The organism is Bacillus cereus group sp. MYBK139-1, assembly GCF_051916915.1.
In the GTDB taxonomy this organism is placed as follows: Bacteria; Bacillota; Bacilli; order Bacillales; family Bacillaceae_G; genus Bacillus_A; species Bacillus_A pacificus.
This window is the reverse complement of the sequence record NZ_JBQAHO010000003.1, coordinates 246,455-273,377: the sequence shown is the minus strand read 5'-3', so window position 1 is coordinate 273,377 and position 26,923 is coordinate 246,455. Positions and strand designations below refer to the sequence as shown.

Below are 26,923 nucleotides of genomic sequence, written 5' to 3'. Positions count from 1 at the left end.
TACAAGAATAAGGAGGATGATGATGCAGAGTAAATCATTGAAAACGAGATTTATACGATCGTTACCTGGAAGAATTCGAATTGAAATATATAAACTGAAATACAATACAAATATGGCGAACTTGATAGTAGAACGTTTTCGTGACGTGGAAGGTATTTATCAAGTAAGTCCCTCTATTTCTACAGGAAGAGCCCTTATTACTTACGATATCAACAAGACCTCTCTACATACAATTTGTGAAATAATTAAACTCCTAGAAGAACAAATTACAAAGAATAATAACCTTAATAATATGGAAGAAACGAAGAAAGTAGAAGATTCTTCATCTAGTGTAATTTCTTACGAGAAAAAAGGTGAAGGTGTCCCGTTACCGTTAACGCTTTCTGTCGCTGGATTAGGTGCATTTGGTATAAAGCAATTATTTATGGGGAGGTCAGCTTTAGCTAGAAGTCCAGGGCTTTTTTATGTATCGGGTGCTTTATCCGTTGTAACAGGATATCCGTTTCTTAAACGAGGATTCAAAAAAATAGTTGCTAGCAAAAAAGTGAATTCTGATTTAGTGCTTGGCATAGGAACGCTAGCGTTAGCACTTGCGCGAGAAAATATTGTCGTATTAGCGGGACTTAGTCTATTAAACTATTTAAATTGGAAGCGTAGTCAGGCGAATATAAATGAAGAAACAGATTCGTACAAAGAAAGGATTTTATCCCCGGAGATTAAAGCATACAGTGAAAGACAATCGAAATGGGGCATGCTTTTTGGCGGAGCAACATGGGCATTTACGAGAAATCCGTTACGCGGAATGGCGGTTTTATTAGCTGCGAATCCAAAACCTGCTGTTTCGTCTGCTGAGTATGCGTGGCGACAAGGGGATCTCGTTGCGCGAGAAAGAGGATACGTTATTCCAAATGAAGGGTCATTATCTCAATTGTCTCGAACGAGAACGGTCGTATTTGACGATGTGTCTCGTATATTCCGTAATGAAGAAGCGGGGATTAGCTGCGTTTCAGAAGATGAAGGGCAAGTTTTGTGCACGGCAGCTTCGTTACTAGAGAAGAGTGAGCATGATTGGAAAGATGAGGTTGTGCAACGAGCGAAGCAAACAAGAAGAACGTTAAGGAAAGCTTTTGAAGTTGAAGCTGATGGTGAAGGGATAAAAGGTGAAATACAAGGTATGCCATCTTTTGTCGGTAGTAAAGAATTTGCAGAACGAAATGGTGTAGATATAAGCCTATATGAGTTAGAAGCGAAGAGATTGAGCAAAGAAGGATTTAACGTTCAGTTTGTGGCAAAGGGTCAAAAATGCCTCGGATTGTTAGTTGGATCAAAAATAACAATTGTTCCTGAGTTTGCAAATATCTTTCATAAGTTAAACGAAAATAAATGGGCAATAGCTGTTATGGGAAATAGTTTAAATATAAATGAGGATGTTATTACGCAATACGGTATGGATACAAGCTGGCAACATAGCGATGTTGTAGAACGTGTAGAGCGTATCCGTTTGAATGGGGAAGAAGTGTTATTTGTATGTGAGGAAAAGAATGAATTTCCGTCAGTATCTCGCTATGAAATGAAAAATATTTTCCAATCAATAGCGCATGCAAAACGAATAGATATGCTAGTGAAAGAACATTTTCGAGTAGCAAAAATGTGGAATATTGCTGGAGAGATGTTGGCTGTTTGGTCTATATTTACTGCACCTGTCATCGCTTTAATGGCGAATGCTCTATCTTTAACATTTTTATCTAGAGCGAAGCGGGTGAGTGAGAAGATTTTTTCTAATAAAGAGATAGTAAATAAGAACGACTCGTCAGTGAGAGAGCCTTCTACTAAATGGTATACACTCTCGCAAGATGATGTAATAAATGATTTACAAGTGGAGAAACAGCGAGGATTAAGTGAGCAAGAAGTGCAAGTGCGACAAGAAAAGTATGGGGTGAATACAATTGAACCGAAGCAGTCTGTTCCTTGGATTGTTTCATTTATGGGCCAATTTAAAGAGTTTACATCGCTTATTTTATTTGGAGCAGCTGGATTGTCTGTGTTATCAGGCGGTGTGTTTGACGGATTAGCAATGGGCATAATCCTCGTTGTCAATGCGGTAATTGGAACTCTTCAAGAGCGGAAGGCCGAAAAAGTAGTGGAAGCTTTAAATCAATTCCGTGCGCCGAATTGTATAGTACTTCGAGAAGGGGAAGAAGTAGAAATAGCAAGTAGTGAGCTTGTTCCCGGTGATATTGTTTGCCTGCAGGCTGGAGACCGTGTACCTGCTGATCTTCGTACTATACATTCTTGGAATTTGGAAGTGAATGAAGCGATGTTAACGGGGGAGTCTCTACCTGTTGAGAAGAAAGTGGATGCTATAGGAGAAGAATGTTCGTTAGCGGAGCGGAATAATATGCTCTTTATGGGTACGTCTGTAACGCGCGGTAAAGCGAGAGCTATAGTAGTAGAAACAGGGATGAGTACAGAAATGGGCTATATGATTTCCTTGATGAAAGGAGAAGAAACAGAGCCTACACCACTCCAGCAAAAGGTGACGTCTATTAGTAAAACATTTATTAAAGGGGCTTTTGTAGCTGGTGGTATTGTACTTGTAGCGGGATTACTACGTGGTTTACCAATTACGCAAATGATTACAACATCGGTTGCCCTTACAGCATCAGCTGTTCCAGAAGGTTTGCCGATTATGATTACAATCGCTTTAAGCGCAGGGATATTCCGTATGCAGAAGCAAAATGCGCTCGTTCGGAAGCTCTCCAGTTTAGAAACGTTGGGTAGAACAACGGTTATTTGCTCTGATAAAACAGGTACTCTTACGAAGAACGAAATGACGGTTAAAGTGATCGCTACGCCAAATCGTGTATGGAGTGTATCTGGTGACGGATATGAACCAGTTGGTAAGATTTCGGATGTAACGTCATCTAAAGTCGCTGCTGCTGTAGAGATGGAAGTAGAAGAAGTGACTTATCATGAAAGTGAAAATACACCATTAGAACATCCAGATTTAGTTCGCGTTCTGCAAATTAGTGTTCTTTGTAATAATAGTAAATTAGAACAAGAGGAGGATCAGTGGATTGTGAAAGGTGACCCGACTGAAGGAGCTTTGTTAAGTTTGGCCTCTAAAGTGGGGGTTTCACATGAAGATATGAAATCATTTGAACGACATCATGAAGAACCGTTTGACTCTGAGACGAAAATTATGAGTGTCGTTTGTAAGGAAAATGAATCAATCTATAAGTTTTCGAAAGGATCTGTAGAGGCGATTCTTACTAGATGTAAATGGTATCAACATAATGGCGAAATCTATCCGTTATGTGATGAGGAAAAAGAAGTGATTTTACAACAAAATGAAGGTTTTGCAGAACAGGCGCTGCGAGTATTAGGGTTTGCGTATAGTAATGGTGAAAATGATGACCTTATTTTTGTTGGATTAGTTGGTATGATTGATCCGCCGAAACCTGAAGTGGAAGAGAGTATTCGTGAAGCGATTGAACTTGGTGTAAAACCAGTCATGATTACTGGGGATCATCCGACTACCGCGATCTCTATTGCGAAGCAGACTGGCATTTGGAATCGTGATGATCGTGTTTTAACAGGGATAGAAATTGATAATTTAACAGATGAAGAGTTGGAAAATATCGTGAAAAACACGTCTGTGTTTGCGCGAGTAACACCAGCCCATAAATTACGCATAGTAACTGCATATCAAGCTGACGGTCAAATTGTTGCGATGACTGGAGATGGTGTGAATGATACGCCTGCTATAAAGAAAGCGAACATCGGTATTGCAATGGGGCAAACGGGAACAGAAGTAACGAAAGAGGCTGCCGATCTTATATTGAAAAAAGATCATTTCGGTTCCATTGTGGAAGGGGTAAAAGAAGGTAGAACGATCATTGGTAATATTCGAAAAGCGGTTGGGTGTTTATTAACGGGAAATTTAGCTGAAGTATTAGTGACAAGTGCAGCAGTTATTGCGGGAATGCCCATTCCGTTAGTGCCAATTCAAATTTTATTAATGAATCTTATTACAGATGCTTTACCAGCGATGATTTTAGCTGTAAATCCTGGAAACAAAACGAAGCAAACGAAACGTCAAGATATTGTTGATAAAGAGCTATACAAAAAGGTTGTAACGCGAGGCATACTGCTTGGAGCGGGTTCACTTGCTTTATTCGGTATGAGCTTAGCAGCTGGCGTGCCTCTTGCGGTAGCGCAAACATCAGCATTTGCTGCATTAGTTGCAGGTCAACTTATTCAAACATTTTCTTGGAGACAAGAAGGGTCAGACGAAACGATGCGTGATTGGTCAAAAGATCGTTTCTTTGTAACAGCATTAGGAACGTCTTGGCTTGTATTATTATCAGCTATATATGTTCCGCCGTTTGCTCGTATATTCCATACCGTTCCATTGACATTTATGCAATGGGTACCTGTTCTTTTTGTAGCGGGCACAGTATCTCAAATTTCAAAACCTATTATTAATTTAGTTTCATATAAGAATAATGATTCAAAAAAGTTGGCAGTTAATGAACTAGCATTATTAAAAACAGTGTAAAGGAGTAATGAAGATGATACGAAAAATTGTTATTGGGTCTACTTTAGCGTTAGCGAGTGCCGCTTTATTACCTGTTGTAAGAAATACACTTCGTCCACTTGCTGAATCAGGTACAAAAGTTGTGAAATCTACTTTTGAAACAATTAAAGAAGAAGTAGAAGATATTATTGTAGAAGCGAAAATGGATAGAATGCAAAAACAATTTGAGAAAGAACTTTCTTATGTTGAAGATGATCATGCTGAAGAGCAAGAGGTAATAGAAGCGGCTGCAAAGGTTGAGGAAAAGGAGGAAGTAAGAAATGACGCATAAAGTTGTTGAACAAAATGTAGATTACCATTTAGAAAAAGCGTTAGAGCATTTTGAACAGGCGTTAGACTTGAGTGTAAAGGTAGCATCAGAAAATAAAGAGATGCAAAAAGAGATTGCTACTAAAATGGGGTCTTTTACAGGAGAAATTTTTCAATCTGTTCGTGAAAAAGGAAAGGTGAATCGCATGAATATAATGAAGTGGTTCACGCTACCACGTTTGTAAACAGGGCCGTTAATTGGAAGGGATATAGGGAGTTTTGTCTCCCTTATCCATATTCCGTACTATGTATGTCACGTTAGTTTCCGGAATGTTCAACAATATGAAGGGGTGAACGAAATGGCAGCATGGATAATGGTATTGGCATTAACATTTTCATCAAGTATCGATAACTTAGGAGTAGGAATTTCTTACGGCATTCGAAATATAAAAATTAGTCATCTATCAAACTTTATTATTTCGATAATTTGTTTTTTATTTAGTGTAGTAGGAATATATTTTGGCTTATGGCTGTCAAAAATTTTACCTGGGATTATGCCTATTGTAATCGGTTCGTTCTTATTAGTGATAATTGGTCTCCGAATTATTTTACTAGCAATTCCTCGTAAAGTTCCGGTGCAAGAGACTGAGGGAGAAGTGGCAAGTACAGAAATAAATGGTTTAACGAAAAATATCGGTAAATCTGGTGAAATCGGTTTTGTAGAATCTATTTTTCTTGGGATTGGTTTGTCTGCGAATGCACTAACGAATGGTTTAGGCGCAGGGTTATTTGGTTTGAATCCAATTGCGATTTGTATTGCAGCCGCGGTTGGTAGTTTTATTACAGTATGGGGCGGAGTTGCGTTAGGGAGAAAGATTGCTCACGTTCGTATCGGTAAGTTCACCTTAGGTCAGTTTGGTACATTGATTAGTGGAACATTATTATTAGTTATTGCGTTTGCTGCATTTTTTGATTAATTCATAGAAGGTGAGTGAAATTGAGATTACTGTATAAAAGGCTAAAATATTCGGAGTTAGAGTCGGAGTTGCAATTAGTTGAAAGTGTTTTAACTTCAGGATACTTTATTTTATTAGATTTGCTCTTTGTGTCTTTCTTATTGATGATACTAACCTTTTCTCTACATCATTCATTTTTTATGGCCATCGTCATATTCGTGAGTTCTTACATAATTTGCGGTAGTGTATTTGTATTATTACGGAAATGGTTAAAATAATTTTAAAAAGCTATCTTGAATATAAGATAGCTTTTTTGTTTGCAAAATATAAACAGATAAAGGGACTTCTATCTTGTAAATGGTCAGAAAAATTTGTTAATATAAAATGTATAGTGATGTAGTTATTTTTCATATAATAACTATGGTTATTCTCGTGAATAAAGGGGAATGAGATATGTCTCAAGATCATGAAAAAAGTAATCTTGGATTGTTGTTGAAAAAATTGCTTAAGGAAAAGTCTTTATCGATGCGAAAACTTAGTGCGCTCACTAATATTGATACCGCTACAATTTCAATGATTGTAAATGGTAAGCGAAAGGCGAATCCAAAGCATTTGCAAAAGTTTGCAGAGAGCCTTGATGTTCCGGTAGGTGATTTGTTTGTAGCGGCAGGTTATTCTATTGACACGAAACAGGAGGAGCAATCTGATATTCACGTTTCTATTAATAATATTGAACACTTACTTGAATCTGCTCAGCTATATGATCAAAAGTTTAGTATATCGAATGTAGAGCAGCAGTTAGCGAATTATGAACAATATTCGCAAACAGAAGAAGGGAAAGAAACAATTGAAAAGGGGTTTCTTGAAAAGATTCAAAAGGTAAGCAGTATTGGCCCATTTATTAATGATTTGAAAGAATTGTACGAGAGATTTTCGAAGAAGAAAGGAACGACTGCAGAACTTGCTTTAATGGGAAGTGCGCTCATTTACTTTATATTATCGGTCGATGTAATCCCAGATTATATATTTCCAATCGGCTATTTAGATGATGCGGTTGCGGTACAACTCGTTTTAAATGCACTAATGAAAAGATAAGATGTTTATATGAATAGATAGATGAAGATATTTATATACCAATAGTTTGGGATAATTGTATCGTTATGAATATACGAAAAAGGTGTACCCTGTGTTAGAACGGAGTACACCTTTTTCGTTTTAATTAGCCGATTTTTCTACATACTCATAAGCTTTCTCCCCATGCATTGAAATATCAAGTCCCATATGTTCCTCGTGCTCATCTACCCGGACAGGGAGGAAGAAGTTAATTGCTTTAATAATCGCGTACGTCATTATAATTGTGAACGCATATGTTGCGCCGATTGCTACAAGTTGTTTGAATAGTAACGCGGCGTTTCCGTAAAATAATCCGTTAGCGCCATCGCTGTTTACGGTGGTAGTTGCAAATAGTCCTGTCGCAATGCCGCCCCAAGTTCCGCCGATGCCGTGACATCCAAATGCATCGAGTGTATCGTCGTATCCAAATTTTGTTTTTAAGAAAAAGACCGCTCCGAAGCATAATACGCCCCCAACTGCTCCGATAAGAAGAGCTGAGAAAGGTGTAACGAACCCGCAAGCTGGTGTGATAGCGACTAGACCGGAAACGGCGCCACAAGCAGCTCCCATCGCGGTCGGTTTTGATTGGAAGAACCACTCTGAAAGCATCCAAGTTAATGCGGAGGCAGCGGCAGCTATATTTGTATTAATAAATGCAGTTAAAGCTACATCATTTAAAGATAATGCGCTTCCGACGTTAAAACCGAACCAGCCGAACCATAGCAGCCCAGCGCCTAACATCGTAAATGGTAAATGATGAGGAGACGAACCGTTTATGTTTTTTCGTTTTCCAAGGAAAATAGCTAATACGAGGCCGGCCACGCCAGATGTAATATGAACGACATTACCGCCAGCGAAGTCTAATGCACCAAGTTCTCTTAGCCATCCGCCAACGCCCCATACCCAATGAGCGACAGGATTGTAAACGATTGTTGTCCATAGAAGGATGAAAATAAGGAAAGCTGAAAATCGCATTCTTTCGGCAAATGCTCCTGAAATTAGAGCGGGGGTTAGAATAGCAAACATGAGTTGAAACATCATAAATAAATTGTGAGGAATAGTAGATGAGTAGTCTGGATTTGGTGCGTAGGTAACTCCGTTTAAACCGAACCAATCGAATGTGCCGATAAGTCCGTGCCAATCTGGTCCGAATGATAAAGAATAACCAATTACAATCCATTGAATCGAAACGATAGCCATTGCGCTATAACTATGCATTGTCGTACTGAGTACGTTTTTACTGCGAACCATACCTCCATAAAAAAGTGCTAATCCTGGTGTCATTAACATGACCATTACTGTCGCTACAAACATAAAAACCGTATCTCCTGTATTCATTCTCTCTCCTCCTGTAATGTTAGAAAAAATAACATCGATTTGTTATGTTTCATATCATATTCGAAATAAAGAGAAAAATCAACTAAAAATTCAGAAAGCTTTATACGTAATGTTAGAAAAACTAACATGGAGTAATTTAATAAGAATGAAATCAACGTATGCGATTCGTTTGGATAATTGGTATAATATTCTTACAATTAAAATACATGGGGGATGCGTGTGGGGAAAATACATACTAGGAAACTATTCATTTGTTTTTGTTTAGCTGTCGTTTTGCTTGTACCAATACATACATTTGCAGACGAAAAAAGAGAGTGGCAAGACGAAGTTATATATTCCATTATGATTGATCGTTTTAATAATGGGGAACCGAAAAATGACAAACAGTTAGAAGTTGGCAATTTAGAAGGATATCAGGGCGGAGATATAAGAGGTATTATAAAAAGGCTGGATTACATAAAAGAAATGGGATTTACTACTGTTATGCTTTCGCCGCTTTTTGAAAGTGTAAAATACGATGGGTTAGACGTGCGCAATTTTCAGAAGGTAAATGAACATTTCGGAACAGAAAATGATGTGAAAGAACTTGTGCAAGAAGCTCATGCAAAAGGAATGAAAGTTGTATTTCAATTTCCACTTGGAGAAAACGAACAACAAGTAATCGACTCGATGAAATGGTGGATTAAAGAAGTTGATTTAGATGCAAGTTATGTAATATATAGTGAAAAAAAGTCGCCTGCTTTTTGGGATGATGTGCAAAAAGATATGCAAGTGATAAAGAAAGATTTTCGAGTTATGACAAAAGAAGATAGTGAATACAACGAAAAAATAGTAGATGCGTTTTCCAAAGCGGACGTATCGGTGAAACCTTTATATGATGTGAGTAAAAAAGACGGAGTAGCCGCTACATTTTTAGATAATCAAGATACAAAAAGATTTGCTCGTATTGCAAAAGAGAATATGAATTATCCACCATCTCGTTTGAAACTAGCTCTTACATATTTATTAACAACACCAGGTATTCCGAATTTTTATTACGGAACTGAAATTGCATTGGATGGAGGAGGTACGCCAGATAATAGACGATTAATGGACTTCAAATCAGATGAAAAGTTTATGCAACACATAACGAAACTCGGTGAGCTTAGACAAGCGAGACCATCTTTACGCCGCGGTACGTTTGAGCTTCTATATGATAAAGATGGAATGAGTGTACTAAAGAGAAAGTATAAAGATGAAGTGACAGTAGTAGCGATTAATAATACGAAAGAAACACAAAAAGTTGCTTTACCTGCAAGTGCGATTGGTGAAAAACAAGAGCTAAGGGGGTTGTTAGAAGATGAAATTATAAGAGAAGAAAACGGAAAATTTTATCTCGTTTTAAAGCGTGAGGAATCAAATGTGTATAAAGTTAACGGGGAAACAGGTGTGAATTGGCTATTTATTTCTTTAATCATCGGTGTGAACGTATTGTTTATTGCTTTTTTAATTGTGGTTAAAAAGAGACGGAAATAAGGGGATATTCTCTTTTGTGTTCAATTAAAAGTGCGTGATGAGGTGAGATGTTTGAGTCTTCTTATCGTATTCGTAATTCTGTATTTTGGGGATAACAGTGACGATGGGGAATTTGTTCGGTGGGACAGGCTAAGGAGAAAACTTTCTCCCTAGCCTGTTTTTCTTTGAAGTAAGACTCTCACCTCGAAATGCAACTGAGCAAAGGAGTAAAAAAATCGATAGAAGCAACAATAATTGAAAATATACTAATTTTACATTACATTAAAGGGTGAAAAGTATTTTGTTACTCATTGAGGGCTATATTTGAGGAGGAAAAATGGAATTTTACGATTTGGGTATTACCATTAAAGATCTTAGAATGAAAAAGAATATATCACAATCTGAATTGTGTCATGGAATATGTTCGCAAAGTCAAATTAGCAAAATAGAAAAAGGTATGATTTATCCATCTAGCATATTGTTATATCAATTATCTGAAAGACTTGGTATTGATCCAAATCATATTTTCGCACTAACTCAAAACAAAAAACTAAAATATGTAGAAAATGTAAAATGTGTAATGAGAGATTGTACAAAACAAAAACAATATAATGAACTTTATGAAATAGTGAAACAAGAGAAAACCGAAAATAATTTCAAGTTAAAAGAAGATAAACAATTTCTAATATGGCATGAAGCGATTGCTATATTTTATGTGGATAAATCAATAAAAACTGCTTTAAATCTTTTAAATAATGCACTAAAACTAACTGTAACGAATGGTGATTTTTTATCAGAAAGAGAAATAGATATTATGCAGTCGATGGCTATATTTCATTGGGCAAATAAAGAATATGAAAAGAGTATTACTATATTAAGAAGATGTTTAACTAATTTTAATAAGTTAGATTTCCCTAGAGATAAAGAGGTTAAATTAAAAATCATTTTTAATTTAGGGAAAATGTTAGGTCATGCAAATCAACATGAAGAGGCAATAAAATACAATGATATGGGTATTAAATTAGCTATTAATCTAAATACTTTATATTTATTAGGCGAATTATACTATGGAAAAGCTTGGAACATGCTAAAGCTGAAACAATGTAATGAAGAAGATGTAGCTGATAATATGAAAAAAGCATTATTTATCTTTGAACTAACAGAAAAAGAAGATCTGATAAAAATAGTTAAAGAAAAATATTTTGAACAACAAAATAAAAAAATCACTCATAATTTCTGATGAACATCTTATTATTCTCTATAAAAAAAGCACCTTATGGTGTCTTTTTTATGACTTATATCATCAATTATTACAGTTCGTAGGTTTCTTATACCAAGCTTTGTTGATATATTTACAATTCGCAGGTGTTGAAGTTTTAGATGTATCCCCAGGTGTAGTTATATTATTAGAACACCCTGCAATATATAGACAGAATGTAGTTAATAAAAAACATAGTATTAATTTCTTCAAATAACCACTTCTAACTCTTTTTAATTAACATTTTTCATAAAATAAATTCCTTACTAATTTTACATTACGGGAAAGGGTGGAAAATATTCTTATACTCATAATTTGTTACATTTGATTGGGGAGGGAGGTTTTTTGTTCCGATTTTTAAAAGGGTCTTCTTCATTTATGCATAAAATTTATCCGATTGCCCGTAAGCTTAGACTTTTACACGCTAAAAAGAAAAACATCCTCTACATAGAGGATGTTTTTCTTTTTAGCGGTAGTTAATAAATTGTACGTCAATCGGTAAATCAGCGCTGCGAACTGCTGCGATAACTGCTTGTAAGTCATCACGGCTTTTCGCTGTAACACGTACTTGATCATCTTGTACTTGTGTTTTTACTTTTAATTTCATTTCTTTAATGATGTTGTTAATTTTTTTCGCGTTATCTTTATCGATACCTTGTTGGAGTGTTGCACGTTGGCGAACAGTGTTACCAGCTGCCGCTTCAACTTTGCTGTAATCTAAGTTCTTAATTGGAACGTTACGCTTTACAAGTTTAGAAATAAGAACGTCTTTTACTTGCTCTAATTTGAACTCGTCGTCAGAAGTTAAAACAAGTACTTCTTTTTCAAGTTTAATATCACTTTTACTTCCTTTAAAGTCATATCGGTTTTGGATTTCCTTTAATGCGATATTAATTGCGTTTGTTACTTCAGGTAATTCTACTTTCGAAACGATGTCAAAAGAACTATCTTTTGCCATAGTTAGCACCTCCAAATAAATTTCTAATCTTTTTATGTACTGTACATACTAAAGTATAGCTGAAAACGAGCTTAGACTTAAGTGTTTTCATACTTATAATGATGTAGCCTCATTTTATTATAGTGAATTTTGGGCAGTTGGACAAATAAAGAGAAAATCGTGTTATAATTAACTTTTGTTTGGAATGATAAAAATATAAAAAGTTAAAAAAGTTCATTTTATATATATAGAAGGGAATTAAAAAAATATGTATTTACAAATAGGATCGATTGAACAGGTAACTGTTTTACGCGAAACGGAAATCGGATATATGGTTGGGAATGAAGAAGAAGAAATTTTCCTACATAAAAATGAAGTAGCTGGAGAAATTGAAGAAGGCGATACGATTGACGTATTCTTATACCTTGATCACCAAAATCGTATTTCAGCAACAATGAAGGAGCCAATTATTACAACGTATGATTGGAATTGGGTAAAGGTTGTAGAAGTTATTCCGAGTTTAGGTGTGTTTGTTGATATTGGTGTATCAAAAGATATACTAATTCCAGCTGATGAATTCCCAATTTATATGCCAGTATGGCCAGAAGTTGGAGACGAATTATATTGTACGTTAAAATTAACGAATCGTGATCGTTTAATTGCTCTTCCAGCAAGGGATAGTGATATGCAAGAAATCGTTGTAGATGCGACACCATCTATGCGTAATAAAAACGTAAACGGACGTGTGTATCGTTCACTTCAAGTTGGTTCGTTCGTATTAACAGATGAGCATTTCCGTGCATTTTTACATCATACAGAAAGAAAAGAACAAGTTCGCATCGGTCAACGTGTAACGGGACGAATTATTGATGTAAAAGATGACGGTACAATTAACATCTCCCTTCTTCCTCGTAAAGAAGAAGGAATGGAAGATGATGCTGCAGTGATTTATGCATATATGGAAGAACGAGGCGGAGCAATGCCGTTTTGGGATAAGAGCTATCCAGAAGACATTAAAGAACGTTTCAATATGAGTAAAGCTGCATTTAAGCGTGCACTTGGTAAGTTGATGAAAGAAGAAAAGGTTTACCAAGAAGAAGGTTGGACGTACTTTAAGAAATAAAGGAAATAAAAAGCACCACCTTATATTTTACCTATAAGGTGGTGCTTTTTTAATTCCCTTGCTCATGTACAAGAGTGAACGTATCTTTCAATTCACTATCATTTATTTTAATATTTGCTTTTTTTAATTCATTTTGCAATAGTTTTTTGCCGAATATAGGGTCAGAGATACGTTCTTCTTCTAAGTTTTTGCGAATAGAGTCTTTCACTTCAACATAAGGCTTTAAAGCTTTTTTATCAGTTAATTTAATAATATGATAACCGTTTGGTGATGCAACTGGATTGCTAATTTGTCCGACCTTTAGTTTATAGGCAGCAGTTTCAAATTCAGGTGCCATTCTACCTGAATTGAAGTATCCAAGGTCTCCGCCTTTCTCTTTTGACAGTAGGTCTTGCGATTCTTGTTTTGCTAGTTCTTCAAATGAAGCACCAGCATCTAATTTTTTCTTTATTTCTTTCGCTTCATTTTCGTCACTTACTAAAATATGGCTTGCTTTAATTTCTGGTTTATAGTGGTCTTTCACGTCTTTTTCTGTAATACTTTTCTTAATCGCTTCATTCATAGCAAGTTTGAACTTAATTTGATTTTTGAAATCAGCTTCATCTTTTAAACCATTGTTTTTCAATACGTTTTTAAATTGGTCTCCGTATTGATTTTTCGCTTTTTGTAATTCTTTATCTACATCATCGTCAGATACTTTATATTTTTTCGTGATAACGTCTTGCGCCATCATTTCGTACAGCATGTCTTTTCCGTAACGATCTTTCAACTGTTTTTCGAAGTCGCTCTTCGTAATGGTTGAGTCTGTTGCTGTAGCGACTGTATCTGAGTCGTTTTTTTGTCCGCAAGCAGATAGCATTAATATACTTAGTAGTGCAGTAATAATGAAAATGTGTTTCCCTCTCATGCTAACACCTCATCCGAATATGTTATCGCTATTGTAGAATATAGAAGTGAACATGAAGTGAATTTTTAATGTTTTTTCCCTGTAAACTGTAAAAAAAGTACACCAACAATATTGTTGGTGTACGATGGAATCAAAGGTGATCGGTCTTTTTAGAATAGGCACGCTTACCTTGCTCTATATTCTTTTGTTCTTGCTCATTTTTTTGCGCGCGTTTTGCATTATTATCGCGTGCTTTTTTGTCGTTATCACTCGTATGTGGCATATGTATCAACTCCATTTCTAAACGTTGTACGTTTATCATTTCCTTTTTCGTAAAGACTATGTATAGCAGTGTATTCATGAATAATGAAGGTGGATTGGAAATGGATTTGAAGTTGAATTATACCGAACTTATAAAGAAGTTAATCGTTGTAATCGTCGCAGGTTTGTTAAATGCGATTGGAATGAATTTATTTTTAACGCCAGCGAAAGTGTATGCAAGTGGCTTTGCTGGATTGTCTCAATTGCTATCACAAATATTAGGTGATTTTTTATCTATTCACATATCAACCGGGGTATTATTTAGCTTGTTTAACATTCCAGTCGTTATTTTAGCCTGGAAAAAGGTTGGAAAGGCCTTTACTTTCTTTAGTTTTCTTTGCGTTATCTTTATGACTATGTTTTTAGAAATTATCCCAGTTAGAGCAGTTTCAAACGACATCATATTAAATGCGATTTTTGGTGGGCTTATTTCAGCAATCGGGGTAGGGATTGCGTTGAAGTGGGGGGCTTCTACAGGTGGTTTAGATATAATCGCCATGATTTTATCAAAGATTAAAGACAAGCCTGTCGGTACGTATTTTTTCTTCTTTAATGCACTGATCATTATCGCTGCCGGCTATGTGTATGGATGGGAAAAAGCATTATATACTTTAGTGACTTTGTATGTGTCAACGCGAATCATCGATGCAATTCATACGCGTCATGTGAAGATTACGGCGTTAATTGTTACGAAGAATGGGGCGGATGTACGAAAGGCGATTCACTCACGCTTAGTGAGGGGGATTACAACTATACCAGCAACTGGTGCTTATACGAATGAAAATAAGGAAATGTTAATGATTGTTATTACCCGTTACGAACTGTACGAATTAGAGAGGGTTATTAAACAAGTGGACCCAGGTGCATTTACAAACGTACTGCAAACGGTTGGGGTATTCGGATTGTTTCGAAAAGATTAAAGAGGACCAAAGCTGGTCCTCTTTTTTAATGTGCATTCGTAATGTTTTGCAACTGCTCTTGCATTTCATGTAGCTGAATTTTTTCAGCTGTTGAAGAGTTTGCGTAAGCAGAGTGCAAAGCGTTTTTTGCTCTATATACGAGATCTTGTTGCTCGGCGCCGCTTGAACAAGATACGGCATTTGCAACAGCATCTCTAGCTTGTTGAAATAGTAAGTTCCCCATTTAGACCCCTCCAAAAGAAGAGTTACTTCTCGCTTTTTCTGCCTCAGCTAATGTACCTCTGTACGGGAATCTTGCATCATGCTTCATAACAGCATCGGCTCCTTGTTGGATAAAACGTTTTGATTTATTCTTTTTACCCATTCGAAAAACCCCCTTTATTTAGCTGAAAACAATCGACGCGCTAACTTTTGCGTCTAATGATAGTATGAGCGTTTGGCGAGAAACTATAAGCAGGGAATTTTTAGATTACAACCCAAGAACCTCTTCTAAATATAGTGCAATGCCATCTTCTTCGTTCGTTAGCGTCGTATGGTTTGCGAGTGATTTTAATTCAGGGATGGCATTTCCCATTGCGATGCCGTGACCAGCAAATTCAATCATTTCAAAGTCGTTATCTTCATCACCGAAAGCGATAATTCGCTCTTGTGGAATGTTGTAATGACTAGAAATTTTTTGTAGTCCAACAGCTTTATTTAATCCGCTTTTTACAATTTCAATAATCGGCCAAGGTGCGCCCCATTTTCTATGGTCAATTACTTCAGCATGCATATCAGTTAAATGTTGACGAATTGCACTGGAATGTTCGTCATGTGCGTCAATTAATAAGCAAGTTGGATGATCGTTTAAAATATTTAATAAGTCTCCTGTAAAAATGTTTGGAGAACCGAATTCAAAAATATGTTTTTTATCTTCATCAATTTCACGAACATACACATCGTCCATTACTTCAGCGTATATATTTTTTACGCCAAAATCAAAGCAAGCTCGGACGATTTCTTGTGCTGTTGCTAGCTCAAGAGGAGAGTGATGTGTGCCCCACTTTGAATCAAGAGGGTGATGTACGTAAGCGCCATTAAAGTTTACGATTGGTGTATTCAGACCAAGTTCTTTATAGTAATCATAACTAGCGCGGAATGGACGTCCTGTTGAAATAACGACAATATGTCCTTGTTCCTTTGCTTTTGCAATTGTATGTTTCGTTCGAGTGGAAATTATTTTGTTGTCTGTTAATAAAGTGCCGTCTAAGTCTAGTGCGATTAAATGCTGTTTGTTCATAATTTCACCTCTTATAATAATTTATTTTTGTTTCGATCTGTATTTCCGTTTTAATATGCAGAAATAAGAGGTTAAGCTGGGTGAGACCACCAAAGATGGAAACTTCACTATATATCCATCTTACGTCGCAAAGTGTTGCGGTGTCTACTATTTCTCGCTGGAAATTAAGAAAAGTCAACATCTTTTTAGAAAGTTCAAACAATGTTTCTTTCATTATGGACAAATTGTGAAAAGGGTTACATTGGTCGTAGGATGAGGCTTATAATGAACATGTAATCTTCTCGTATATGTTTGACTCTCCTTTGAAACTGGCCTATAGTAGGTTGGTTTCTTTTTTTTCTACAAATCGGAAAGAAATCCCTGCTTTAAGCTTGTGTCATTCATGTATATGTACAAGAATGAAATGTAGTACTTGTTTCCTAAACATGACAGACAAGCTTTCTTTTAAAATGGATATACTAATGAGGCAAAGACGTCATGGAAGGAGAATGGAAATGGGACAAAATCACAGGTTTCGTTCTGGACAAAAAGCGCCAAATGATGGTATTTACGTAGAAATTGGTGAAACGGGAAGTATGGTGAAAGACCCGCAAATGGTAAAACTAACTGCTGGTGAAAAGTTTCCAGATAACACAAATCATAACCGCCAGTGGACATATAAAAGAAAACCGTAATAGAAGCCGCAATTATTATTGCGGCTTTTTTGTTGTTATCCATTTTAATTTCATTTACCGTATATTTTTCAGTCGTATCATGCATGCTCCCTTTTTCTTTTTCCAATAATAAGTTTGAAATACATAAGCAAAATTATTGTATAAAAAAGTCAGTTGGCGTATAATCAAATCAAAGGTCAAAGAAAGTCAAACATTTGGAGGACTGTAAAGATGGACTTAAATCAAATGACAACAAAAACACAAGAGGCGATTATGAGTGCTCAATCTTTAGCGGTATCTCATCATCATCAAGAAGTAGATACTGTTCATCTCTTGTTTACATTATTAGAAGAGCAAGATGGGTTAGCAGTACGTATTTTTCAAAAAATGAACGTCGATATAGAAGCATTAAAACAAGGCGCCGAAAATTTAATTAAGAAAAAGCCTTCCGTAACAGGAAGCGGTGCAGAAGCAGGTAAATTATATATAACAGGTGCCTTGCAACAATTACTTGTAAGAGCAGGAAAAGAAGCAGAAAAATTGCAAGATGATTACATTTCAGTTGAACATGTATTACTTGCTTTTACTGAAGAAAAAGGCGATATAAACCAATTATTTACAAGATTTCATATTACGAAAGATAACTTATTACAGTCTTTAATGACAGTTCGGGGGAATCAAAGAGTGACTAGTCAAAATCCAGAAGCAACTTATGAAGCGTTAGAAAAATATGGTCGTGATTTAGTGGCGGAAGTAAGAGCGGGGAAAATTGACCCTGTTATCGGCCGCGATAGTGAAATTCGCCGCGTAATCCGCATTCTTTCACGTAAAACGAAAAACAACCCAGTTTTAATTGGTGAACCAGGTGTTGGTAAAACAGCAATTGTTGAGGGGTTAGCACAGCGTATTGTGAAGAAGGATGTACCTGAAGGCTTAAAAGATAGAACAATCTTTGCATTAGATATGAGTGCGCTTGTAGCTGGAGCAAAATTCCGTGGTGAATTTGAAGAGCGTCTGCAAGCTGTATTAAATGAAATTAAAAAGAGTGAAGGACGCATTTTATTATTCATTGATGAACTTCATACAATCGTCGGAGCTGGTAAAACAGAAGGTGCGATGGACGCAGGGAATATGTTAAAACCGATGCTTGCTCGCGGTGAACTACACTGTATTGGGGCGACAACGTTAGATGAATATCGTAAATATATTGAGAAAGACCCGGCGTTAGAAAGACGTTTCCAACAAGTATTAGCAGAAGAACCAACTGTTGAAGATACAATTTCCATTTTACGTGGTTTAAAAGAGCGGTTTGAAATTTATCATGGTGTAAATATTCATGACCGCGCGATTGTAGCAGCATCCGTTTTATCAGATCGATATATTTCGGATCGTTTCTTACCGGATAAAGCAATTGATCTTGTTGACGAAGCGTGCGCAACAATTCGTACAGAAATCGATTCTATGCCGACAGAATTAGATGAAGTAACGCGCCGCATTATGCAGCTGGAAATTGAAGAAGCGGCTCTTGGAAAAGAAAAGGACTTTGGTAGCCAAGAACGTCTAAAAACGTTGCAACGTGAATTATCGGATTTAAAAGAAGTTGCAAGTGGTATGAGAGCGAAATGGGAGAAAGAAAAAGAAGATATTCACAAAGTTCGTGACTTACGTGAACATTTAGAGCGTCTGCGCCGTGAATTAGAAGAAGCAGAAGGGAATTACGATCTAAATAAAGCAGCGGAACTTCGCCACGGAAAAATTCCTGCAATTGAAAAAGAGTTAAAAGAAGCAGAAGAAATGGGCGCGCATAATAAACAAGAAAATCGTTTATTACGTGAGGAAGTAAGTGAAGAAGAAATTGCTGATATTGTTTCACGTTGGACTGGTATTCCTGTTGCAAAACTCGTTGAAGGTGAACGCGAGAAATTACTACGTTTAGAGCAAATTTTATCAGAGCGTGTCATCGGACAAGAGGAAGCAGTAAGCTTAGTATCAGACGCAGTTCTTCGTGCACGCGCAGGTATTAAAGACCCGAACCGTCCGATTGGTTCCTTCATCTTCTTAGGACCAACTGGTGTTGGTAAAACAGAACTTGCAAAAACGTTAGCGCAGTCATTATTCGATAGTGAAGAACAAATGATTCGTATTGATATGTCTGAGTATATGGAGAAACACGCTGTGTCACGCTTAATTGGTGCGCCTCCTGGATATGTTGGATATGAAGAGGGCGGTCAATTAACAGAAGCGGTAAGACGTAAACCGTATTCCGTTATTTTATTAGACGAAATCGAAAAAGCACATCCAGAAGTATTCAACATTTTATTACAAATGTTAGATGACGGTCGCATTACAGATTCGCAAGGACGTACAGTAGACTTTAAAAACACGGTTATTATTATGACTTCAAATATTGGATCTGCTCATTTATTAGATGGATTAGGAGAAGATGGCTCCATTAAAGAAGAATCAAGAGAACTTGTAATGGGACAATTAAGAGGTCATTTCCGACCAGAGTTTTTAAACCGTGTCGACGAAATTATTTTATTCAAACCTCTTACAACGAATGAAATTAAAGGCATTGTTGATAAAATTGTAAAAGAATTACAAGGTCGTTTAGCTGACCGTCACATTACAGTAGAATTAACAGACGCAGCGAAAGAGTTTGTTGTCGAAGCTGGCTTCGATCCGATGTACGGAGCCCGTCCATTAAAACGATACGTACAGCGTCAAGTTGAGACGAAATTAGCGAGAGAATTAATTGCAGGTACGATTACTGACAATAGTCATGTAGTGGTTGATGTAGAAAATAACGAGTTAGTTGTTCATGTGAAGTAAAATAAAAAAGAGTTCGGATAAAATCCGGACTCTTTTTTTTAGTGTTGTTCTACTGGCTCGTTTGGAATGGCAGCTGAAATTGCTAGTACTAATACCGCAAGAACAACTGAGAAAATAGACGCTTGGTTAAAATCGTATGTACCGCCAGTCATAGAGCCGATTACGTAGCTCATCATATGTACAAGCAAGAACGACCAAATTAATGCCCAAATGAAACGCATATTTTACACCTCTATTCGTTCAATCTGTCCTTATTGTAACACAATTGAAAAAAGAATATAGAAAAATATTTGTAGATTTTTCAACGCAAATTTGCATTCCGTTCATACATTATAAAAGAGTACTTTTATACGTTTAGAAAATAAGGCGGGGGAAAAATGAGTATTACGGAACGTTTTTTTTACTTAGAAAAAGAACCATGCGTTATTTATTTACCAGAGAAGCCAAATGGATTTTCTGTCATGCTTCTTGGTGATTACAACTACTTTATTGAGAATGGTACAAGTTTATGGACACAGCATGCAGGTAGATCCTATTTTTTACATGGCCTTATTGAGGAAGGCTATACGGTCTTTTCTTCTAATTTATACGGAAGACATTGGGGAAATGACCAATCTGTTCGTCTAGCGAAACGCCTATATGACGTTGTGTTGAGAAAAGAGACATTAAATGCAAAAATGCACATTATGGCAGATGGTATGGGGGCACTTGTTGCGCTTGAAATGATGAACAAATACCCTGAATGTATACGTTCTGTCATTATGTTAAATCCGTGTTTAGATTTACCAGAATATGTGGATTTTGAGAAAGAGCATAAATTTTTTTACAAGAGACTCTTGAAGGAATTAAGTTTGGCGTATGATGCTAAAGAAGAAGAATTAGAAGCGAAAATAAATAAGAAATCATTTACGCTTCTTCCGTCTTGTGTACCTGTTAAAATTTTTGTATCAACACAAGAAAAAAGAGGAAGAAAACAGCTGCTACGTAAATACGAGAAAATGAGGCAATTGAACCAATGCGATACTTCTGTCTTATTCCATCTGCAAGATGTGAAATATAAAATGGTTAGGCAAACGACTGATTTCTTTAAAAAATATGAAGAAGAATTGTGAAGCTCCCATATACATAAATGAGGAGCTATTTGTTTCAAGGGGAAAGGGTTGGTGGTATGGAACGCGTGCTAATTATAGGTGCACTTACGTTTGTAGGTTATCACCTTGTGAATAAAATGATTGCAGAAGAAGTAGAAGTATATGGCCTTGATTTTGATGAATTTGATAGTATGACAAAAATTAATGAAGAGAAGTTATTGTTAATTGGGCGAAATGCGTTATTTACGTATTATTCGATAAGAGATGAAGACGGATGGAGATCCGTAGAGGAAGAGAAATTTGATGCGGTTTACTTTTGTCTGTATGAGCCTAACCAACAAAGGGGCTTTCGAAATGAAAGAGTTATATTACAGTATTTAAAGCGAATTATAAGACTGTGTGAAGAACATAAAGTGAAGTTAAATCTAATTTCTTCTATTGAAGTAGGAAACGCAGATGAGTCCGAAAATAAACGTTTATTTTCGAAAGTGGAAGAAGGATTGAAAAAAGGAGAGGTACAATATAGTGTATTTCGAGTTCCTACATTATATGGTCCATGGCAACCATCTTTTATGATGTATCATCAGCTCATTTTATCAGAACTGGGTGAGAAAGAGTGCCATTATGCGAGTGAGGAAAACGGAAGTGATCTACTGTACGTTGAAGATGTATGTGAATACTTATGGGAAAATGGAATGAACGAGGAGCATCTCGGTATATATAATTTACTTAGTGGCAAAAAATCATTATGGAAAAAAGGTATGAACCTTTTACGCGCAGAGGATAAAGTGAATAAAGAGAATGCGGAAGAAAGAGATGGAGCGGCCGAGGATATTTCAATAAAAAGAAATACTCCGTTAGAATACGGTTTAAATAAACAATTGGCACATATGAAAAAATATAAAGAGTTATACGAAGGATAGCGAGCGTGTTACACTATGTATGTGAAAGTTTTAATGGAGAGGAAGAACATAATATGAATGAGAAAAGCATGCAATTTTTACAAATCGCAATGAAGCACTTACCAGAAGCAAAGGCCATTTTAGATGATAATGGAATTGCGCTTGATATGGAGAAAGCTCAACCAGTATTAGAGTTATTGATGAAAGTTATGAACGAAGCATATGAGCTTGGGAAAGCAGAAAAAGAATAAAAAGCATCTTTTTAGATGGAAGAGAGGTCCGAACCGTGGATAGAAGCGGTCAGGGCCTTTTTTATTCTCGCCTGGGGGAAACCAGAGATATGAAGAGGTTAAAGGGAAATGTAGTGAGGAGAACAGCCGAGTTTAGAAGGGAAAGCAGATAAAGAATAAAAGCATCTTTTTAGATGGAAGAGAGGCCCAAACCGTAAGTAGAAGCGGTTCGGGTCTTTTTATATTTCGAAAGAACAGGGAAAGGTATGTTTCCGTTTCTTTTCATAAACAATAAGGTGAATAATGCGCTAGCTTTATGTTTTAGCTGAAATATATTCTAGACAAAAATACATTTATGTTTTAAAATTAGTACCAAGTCATAATAATTGATATAAAACGGAGGGCTGCGATGTGAACGTGGGCATTTTAGGGATCGGAAGATATGTGCCGGAAAAAGTAGTCACAAATCACGATTTAGAGAAAATAATGGATACATCCGATGAATGGATTCGTACGAGAACAGGTATTGCGGAAAGACGCATTGCCGATGATACAATAGATACTTCATATATGGCCGTAGAGGCTTCTAAAAAAGCACTTGAAGATGCAGGGATTAGCGGAGAGGATATCGATCTTATTTTAGTAGCAACAGTAACGCCAGATCGTGCTTTTCCAGCAGTAGCTTGTGTTATTCAAGAAGCGATTGGCGCAAAACATGCAGCTGCAATGGATTTAAGTGCAGCGTGTGCTGGTTTTATGTACGGAATGATTACAGCGCAGCAATTTATTCAAACGGGAACTTATAAAAATATACTAGTAGTTGGTAGTGATAAACTATCTAAAATTGTAGACTGGAACGATCGAAATACAGCAGTACTATTTGGAGACGGAGCCGGTGCGATCGTAATGGGAGCTGTTTCAGAAGGTAAAGGTGTTCTATCTTTCGAATTAGGAGCGGACGGAAGTGGCGGTAAGCATCTTTATCAAGACGAGTATGTTATGATGAATGGCAGAGAAGTCTTTAAATTTGCCGTTCGTCAACTTGGGGATTCTTGTCTTCGCGTTTTAGATAAAGCTGGTCTTACGAAAGAAGATGTGGATTTCTTAGTACCGCATCAAGCGAACATTCGTATTATGGAATCTGCAAGAGAGAGATTAAATTTACCACAAGAAAAAATGAGTATGACAATTGAGAAGTTCGGTAATACATCAGCTTCTTCCATTCCGATTGCGATGGTAGAGGAATTGCAAAACGGACGTATTCAAGATGGTGATTTAATTATACTTGTTGGTTTTGGCGGCGGATTAACATGGGGAGCAGTCGCTCTTCGTTGGGGTAAATAAGGACTGAGAGAAAAAAAGGAGTGTATTTTGTATGGAAAAAAAGAGGGTCGTAATTACAGGATTAGGAGCTGTTACACCGGTCGGTACAGATGTTGAAACAGCGTGGGAAAACATAAAAAAAGGTGTATCTGGAATCGGACGACTTACAAGAATTGATCCGGAACTATTTCCAGCAAAAGTAGCAGCAGAAATTAACGACTTTGAAGTCGAGAAATATATTGATAAAAAAGAAGCGCGCCGTATGGATCGCTTTACACAATATGCAGTAGCAGCAGCGAAAATGGCAGTTGCAGATGCAAAGCTTGAGATTACAGAAGAAAACGGACCTCGAATTGGTGTATGGATTGGTTCTGGTATTGGTGGTATGGAAACATACGAAGAACAATTTAAAATTTTTACTGAGAAAGGCCCGCGCCGCGTGAGTCCATTCTTCGTACCGATGATGATTCCAGATATGGCAGCAGGCCAAGTATCAATCGCAACAGGAGCAAAAGGAATTAACACTTGTTCTGTAACGGCTTGTGCATCTGGTGCAAACTCAATTGGTGATGCGTTTAAAGCGATTCAGCGCGGTGATGCTGATGCAATGATTACAGGCGGAGCAGAGGCGCCGTTAACAAGTATGGCATTCGCAGGATTTAGCTCAGCGAAAGCATTAACATTCAATGAAGATCCAGCAACAGCTTGCCGTCCATTCGATAAAAACCGTAGCGGTTTCGTAATGGGTGAAGGTTCAGGTATTTTAATTCTTGAAGAATTAGAGCACGCATTAGCTCGTGGTGCTCACATTTATGCGGAAATCGCTGGTTACGGTGCAACTGGTGATGCATTCCATATTACAATGCCGGCTCCTGGCGGTGAAGGCGGCGTGCGCGCAATGCGTCAAGCTTTAGCAGATGCAGGTCTACAGCCAGAAGATATTGATTACATTAATGCGCATGGTACAAGTACGGATGCGAATGAAAAGTATGAAACGATGGCAATTAAAGAAACGTTCGGTGAGCATGCGTATAAAGTAGCGATCAGCTCAACGAAATCAATGACAGGTCACTTATTAGGGGCAGCTGGTGCTGTTGAAGCGATTTTCTCTATTAAATCAATTACAGATGGAGTAATTCCTCCAACAATTAACTATGAGACACCAGATCCAGAATGTGACTTAGATTACGTACCGAATAATGCGAGACATCAAGAAGTAAACGCGGTGTTAAGTAATTCATTAGGATTCGGTGGTCATAACGCAGTATTAGTATTTAAAGCGTATAAATAATAGATGAAATAAGGAGTTTTTTCGTAACATATTGCGAAAAAACTCCTTATTTATTTTTACGTCTTTTTCTTCTTTTGCATATACATAAGAAAAAGGAGGGATAAAGATGGGGATTGTTGAAACTGCTGAGTGGTTACATCTATATTATGGACGGCCAGAAAAGCTATGTGAGAAGTTTACGAAGTATATCCCGCTGCCAAAAGAAAGATTGTATCGCTTTTTAATTTCTAAAGGTATGTATCGCCCCGTTATGCGAGGAGAACAAGAAATTAAAGAGTTAGAGAAAAAGGAAGTTTGGAAAGAGTTACGCGCGGAGTATGAGAAGCTGAAAGATTGGCTAAAAGGTCCAGATGTCCCTGTCTTTATTTTATTATCAGATTCCTATAATCGAACGGTACAAGAAGAGTATAACGGCAGAGCTGGATTATCTATGCGTCACGTTATTTTCTTATTTGTATGTGGACGGAATTCGGTGGAAGAATTAAAAGTGTTACTAGCGCATGAATATCATCACATATGCAGGTTACATCAAATTGAGACGAAAGAAACGGAATATACATTACTTGATACGATGATTATGGAAGGTTTGGCTGAGCAAGCGGTAACGGAAAGATATTCAGAAAAAAACAATGCACCGTGGACGACGTATCTTTCAAAAGAAGAGGCTATATATTATTGGAAAAATGTTGTACATGAAAGAATAAGTATAAAGCGAGGAACAAGGGAGCACGACATCTTATTAAATGGATTTCATTCTTATCCAAAGATGCTTGGCTATGCGCTTGGATTTCATATTGTCAAAGATTGTGTAACTTTGGAAGGAGAAGATACACTTTCTTTATTGCCTATAGATGCGAAAGAAATATTGAATAAAGCAAATACATTTCATATATAAAAAAACAGGAGCTCTCTTTCCTGTTTTTTTAGTATTAATAGAAGAAAAAATAATAATTAGAATATATTTCCTTAGGTGGAATAAAGTTAAGAAAAATTGAACATAATGATGGATACAAACAGTAGTGAAGTGAGGGGTAGTGAATGTTATATCTACATGATGTATGGGTAAATTGGTTTGAAGGTGAAGAAAATGGGTATAACGTTTGTCATTTTTACGAATGGCGGAAAGATGATACGATTGAGCTATTAGATCAAGTGCCATTATTAAAAGTAGATGCCACATTATATCATTACATCGAGAACGAATTGTTAGAGCTTCCGCAAAAAATGTTGGAAGACGTACATCATAAGGCTTATATTCGTAAAAATCATGAACGTTTGCAGCAAGAGTATTGCTTTGTAGTTACAGATGGAAAAGGAATTATTGCGATTGACACAATTGGTTACAATGTACCGATTCGAAAAAGTAGACTTATACCGCGCCAAGAGCAGATGGTATATGAGATGGTAGAAAACGTACAAGCAGAAAAGTATGAGTTCCAAGTAGAAGAAATAGAAAAAGAACATCATATTTTATCACCATCACCATTCATTATGAATGGCTTGACTCGTAAAGAAAGACAGCTTAAACAATTATTATTTATGGCATTAGATCAATTACATACAACGAAAAACACAGCAGAAATTCGCTATTGGTTCACAGAGTGGGATCCATCAGCATACGGAATGGTTCAACATATGGAATTTGAAGATATTTGGGCTAAGCTGTATGAGGAAGCGAAAACAGGTTGGTCTGAGAAGCACGAACAATTATGCGAGCGTCTCGTAAAAGGACAACCATTTTTTGAAAAGTTATGGGAAATGGAAAACGAGCAAAAGGTAAATTAAAAAAACCGCCAATCGGCGGTTTTTTTAATTTGGTGTAACTTATCTTTAGCAGCAAGCTCTTCGTGTCTAAGAACTGAACGAGCTGCCTCCGCTTTTATATGAAATCCAGCTCTGGCTCCTAGCCCTTCGCGTCTAAGAACCTTCCCCACGAGAAGGTAAAAAGCACCTTCTGTGAGAAAGAACCTTAGCCGTCAGGGCTAAACAGTCGCCTCCGCTTTATATGAAATCCAGCTCCAGCGGCAAGAATGTTCGGTGGCTTCGCGCCTTCCTGCGAGGCAAAAAACACCTCTACGTCAGGAGCTCCATCCCCCTCACATTCTAAACGAGCCGCTTCCGCTTTAT

Annotated in this window: 27 protein-coding genes; 19 read left to right on the top strand and 8 right to left on the bottom strand. The window is 36.9% G+C overall.

The window, feature by feature from the left end:
• The first annotated feature begins 22 nt into the window (after window positions 1-22).
• The 6 genes from ACTFRS_RS18445 to ACTFRS_RS18420 all read left to right on the top strand — a co-directional run bounded on the left by ACTFRS_RS18445 (window position 23) and on the right by ACTFRS_RS18420 (window position 6,900).
• The gene (locus tag ACTFRS_RS18445) at window positions 23-4,561 is read left to right on the top strand and encodes an HAD-IC family P-type ATPase (protein ID WP_440023474.1); all 4,539 of its coding nucleotides are present in this window, start codon (window positions 23-25) and stop codon (window positions 4,559-4,561) included.
• A gap of 13 nt (window positions 4,562-4,574) precedes the next feature.
• A complete protein-coding gene (locus ACTFRS_RS18440) occupies window positions 4,575-4,871 on the top strand; it encodes a hypothetical protein (RefSeq protein WP_242294632.1) in 297 nt (98 codons plus the stop codon).
• Window positions 4,861-5,094: a hypothetical protein gene (locus ACTFRS_RS18435; RefSeq protein ID WP_139868712.1), complete on the top strand. Its 234-nt coding sequence runs from the start codon at window positions 4,861-4,863 to the stop codon at window positions 5,092-5,094. Before ACTFRS_RS18440 ends, ACTFRS_RS18435 begins: the two co-directional genes overlap by 11 nt.
• Window positions 5,095-5,145: 51 nt before the next feature.
• Window positions 5,146-5,826, top strand: a complete 681-nt coding sequence (gene ytaF / locus ACTFRS_RS18430) for a sporulation membrane protein YtaF (protein ID WP_240795813.1) — start codon at window positions 5,146-5,148, stop codon at window positions 5,824-5,826.
• A 20-nt stretch (window positions 5,827-5,846) separates the two neighbouring features.
• Window positions 5,847-6,083, top strand: coding sequence for a hypothetical protein (locus tag ACTFRS_RS18425; protein ID WP_074585542.1), 237 nt, complete (start codon window positions 5,847-5,849; stop codon window positions 6,081-6,083).
• 175 nt (window positions 6,084-6,258) lie between these two features.
• Window positions 6,259-6,900, top strand: coding sequence for a helix-turn-helix domain-containing protein (locus tag ACTFRS_RS18420; protein WP_087951651.1), 642 nt, complete (start codon window positions 6,259-6,261; stop codon window positions 6,898-6,900).
• Window positions 6,901-7,020: 120 nt separating this feature from the next.
• On the opposite strand, the gene ACTFRS_RS18415 is transcribed toward ACTFRS_RS18420, so the two are convergent.
• The gene (locus ACTFRS_RS18415; protein WP_139868708.1) at window positions 7,021-8,256 is read right to left on the bottom strand and encodes an ammonium transporter; all 1,236 of its coding nucleotides are present in this window, start codon (window positions 8,254-8,256) and stop codon (window positions 7,021-7,023) included.
• Between the two features lie 213 nt (window positions 8,257-8,469).
• On the opposite strand from ACTFRS_RS18415, the gene ACTFRS_RS18410 reads away from it, so the two are divergent.
• Both ACTFRS_RS18410 and ACTFRS_RS18405 read left to right on the top strand, forming a co-directional pair.
• Entirely contained in the window at window positions 8,470-9,771 is a 1,302-nt protein-coding gene (locus ACTFRS_RS18410) for an alpha-amylase family glycosyl hydrolase (RefSeq protein ID WP_440023478.1), read from the top strand.
• Window positions 9,772-10,087: 316 nt separating this feature from the next.
• On the top strand, window positions 10,088-10,990 hold the full coding sequence (locus ACTFRS_RS18405) for a helix-turn-helix domain-containing protein (RefSeq protein ID WP_440023479.1): 903 nt from the start codon (window positions 10,088-10,090) through the stop codon (window positions 10,988-10,990).
• 484 nt (window positions 10,991-11,474) lie between these two features.
• On the opposite strand, the gene ACTFRS_RS18400 is transcribed toward ACTFRS_RS18405, so the two are convergent.
• Window positions 11,475-11,966: a YajQ family cyclic di-GMP-binding protein gene (locus ACTFRS_RS18400; protein ID WP_001040152.1), complete on the bottom strand. Its 492-nt coding sequence runs from the start codon at window positions 11,964-11,966 to the stop codon at window positions 11,475-11,477.
• A 247-nt stretch (window positions 11,967-12,213) separates the two neighbouring features.
• On the opposite strand from ACTFRS_RS18400, the gene ACTFRS_RS18395 reads away from it, so the two are divergent.
• Window positions 12,214-13,068, top strand: coding sequence for a CvfB family protein (locus ACTFRS_RS18395; RefSeq protein ID WP_000281266.1), 855 nt, complete (start codon window positions 12,214-12,216; stop codon window positions 13,066-13,068).
• A 49-nt stretch (window positions 13,069-13,117) separates the two neighbouring features.
• Here the strand turns inward: ACTFRS_RS18395 and prsA are convergent, their stop codons facing one another.
• Window positions 13,118-13,975 (bottom strand): peptidylprolyl isomerase PrsA, encoded by an 858-nt coding sequence (gene prsA / locus ACTFRS_RS18390; RefSeq protein WP_139868700.1) that lies wholly within the window; start codon window positions 13,973-13,975, stop codon window positions 13,118-13,120.
• Between the two features lie 130 nt (window positions 13,976-14,105).
• The gene (locus tag ACTFRS_RS18385) at window positions 14,106-14,237 is read right to left on the bottom strand and encodes a DUF3941 domain-containing protein (protein WP_001120845.1); all 132 of its coding nucleotides are present in this window, start codon (window positions 14,235-14,237) and stop codon (window positions 14,106-14,108) included.
• Between the two features lie 100 nt (window positions 14,238-14,337).
• Here ACTFRS_RS18385 and ACTFRS_RS18380 point away from each other — a divergent pair, with 100 nt between their 5' ends.
• Window positions 14,338-15,195, top strand: coding sequence for a YitT family protein (locus ACTFRS_RS18380; protein ID WP_000364453.1), 858 nt, complete (start codon window positions 14,338-14,340; stop codon window positions 15,193-15,195).
• A gap of 25 nt (window positions 15,196-15,220) precedes the next feature.
• On the opposite strand, the gene ACTFRS_RS18375 is transcribed toward ACTFRS_RS18380, so the two are convergent.
• From ACTFRS_RS18375 to ACTFRS_RS18365, 3 genes are all read right to left on the bottom strand, one after another.
• The gene (locus ACTFRS_RS18375) at window positions 15,221-15,418 is read right to left on the bottom strand and encodes a DUF3813 domain-containing protein (protein WP_440023482.1); all 198 of its coding nucleotides are present in this window, start codon (window positions 15,416-15,418) and stop codon (window positions 15,221-15,223) included.
• Complete coding sequence (locus ACTFRS_RS18370) at window positions 15,419-15,559, bottom strand: hypothetical protein (RefSeq protein ID WP_000516816.1); 141 nt, start codon at window positions 15,557-15,559, stop codon at window positions 15,419-15,421.
• A gap of 105 nt (window positions 15,560-15,664) precedes the next feature.
• Window positions 15,665-16,474 (bottom strand): Cof-type HAD-IIB family hydrolase, encoded by an 810-nt coding sequence (locus ACTFRS_RS18365; RefSeq protein ID WP_001041235.1) that lies wholly within the window; start codon window positions 16,472-16,474, stop codon window positions 15,665-15,667.
• A gap of 494 nt (window positions 16,475-16,968) precedes the next feature.
• Here ACTFRS_RS18365 and ACTFRS_RS18360 point away from each other — a divergent pair, with 494 nt between their 5' ends.
• Window positions 16,969-17,148 (top strand): YjzC family protein, encoded by a 180-nt coding sequence (locus tag ACTFRS_RS18360; RefSeq protein ID WP_139868696.1) that lies wholly within the window; start codon window positions 16,969-16,971, stop codon window positions 17,146-17,148.
• Window positions 17,149-17,358: 210 nt separating this feature from the next.
• Window positions 17,359-19,959, top strand: a complete 2,601-nt coding sequence (gene clpB, locus ACTFRS_RS18355; protein ID WP_139868694.1) for an ATP-dependent chaperone ClpB — start codon at window positions 17,359-17,361, stop codon at window positions 19,957-19,959.
• A gap of 38 nt (window positions 19,960-19,997) precedes the next feature.
• Here the strand turns inward: clpB and ACTFRS_RS18350 are convergent, their stop codons facing one another.
• Window positions 19,998-20,180, bottom strand: a complete 183-nt coding sequence (locus tag ACTFRS_RS18350; RefSeq protein ID WP_001211116.1) for a YjzD family protein — start codon at window positions 20,178-20,180, stop codon at window positions 19,998-20,000.
• 156 nt (window positions 20,181-20,336) lie between these two features.
• Here ACTFRS_RS18350 and ACTFRS_RS18345 point away from each other — a divergent pair, with 156 nt between their 5' ends.
• The 7 genes from ACTFRS_RS18345 (at window position 20,337) to ACTFRS_RS18315 (ending at window position 26,581) form a co-directional block, all read left to right on the top strand.
• Window positions 20,337-21,071: an alpha/beta hydrolase gene (locus ACTFRS_RS18345; protein WP_139868692.1), complete on the top strand. Its 735-nt coding sequence runs from the start codon at window positions 20,337-20,339 to the stop codon at window positions 21,069-21,071.
• A gap of 29 nt (window positions 21,072-21,100) precedes the next feature.
• Window positions 21,101-21,973 carry an NAD-dependent epimerase/dehydratase family protein gene (locus tag ACTFRS_RS18340; RefSeq protein ID WP_242294628.1) on the top strand — a complete coding sequence of 291 codons (873 nt, stop codon included), beginning with the start codon at window positions 21,101-21,103 and terminating at the stop codon, window positions 21,971-21,973.
• Between the two features lie 53 nt (window positions 21,974-22,026).
• A complete protein-coding gene (locus ACTFRS_RS18335) occupies window positions 22,027-22,203 on the top strand; it encodes a ComZ family protein (protein ID WP_048527481.1) in 177 nt (58 codons plus the stop codon).
• Window positions 22,204-22,593: 390 nt separating this feature from the next.
• Window positions 22,594-23,526, top strand: coding sequence for a beta-ketoacyl-ACP synthase III (gene fabH / locus ACTFRS_RS18330; protein ID WP_001100536.1), 933 nt, complete (start codon window positions 22,594-22,596; stop codon window positions 23,524-23,526).
• Window positions 23,527-23,557: 31 nt separating this feature from the next.
• A complete protein-coding gene (fabF, locus tag ACTFRS_RS18325; RefSeq protein WP_000412651.1) occupies window positions 23,558-24,796 on the top strand; it encodes a beta-ketoacyl-ACP synthase II in 1,239 nt (412 codons plus the stop codon).
• A 106-nt stretch (window positions 24,797-24,902) separates the two neighbouring features.
• Complete coding sequence (locus tag ACTFRS_RS18320) at window positions 24,903-25,691, top strand: DUF2268 domain-containing protein (RefSeq protein WP_139868688.1); 789 nt, start codon at window positions 24,903-24,905, stop codon at window positions 25,689-25,691.
• A 143-nt stretch (window positions 25,692-25,834) separates the two neighbouring features.
• On the top strand, window positions 25,835-26,581 hold the full coding sequence (locus tag ACTFRS_RS18315) for a YjbA family protein (protein ID WP_000966125.1): 747 nt from the start codon (window positions 25,835-25,837) through the stop codon (window positions 26,579-26,581).
• Window positions 26,582-26,923 lie beyond the last annotated feature (342 nt).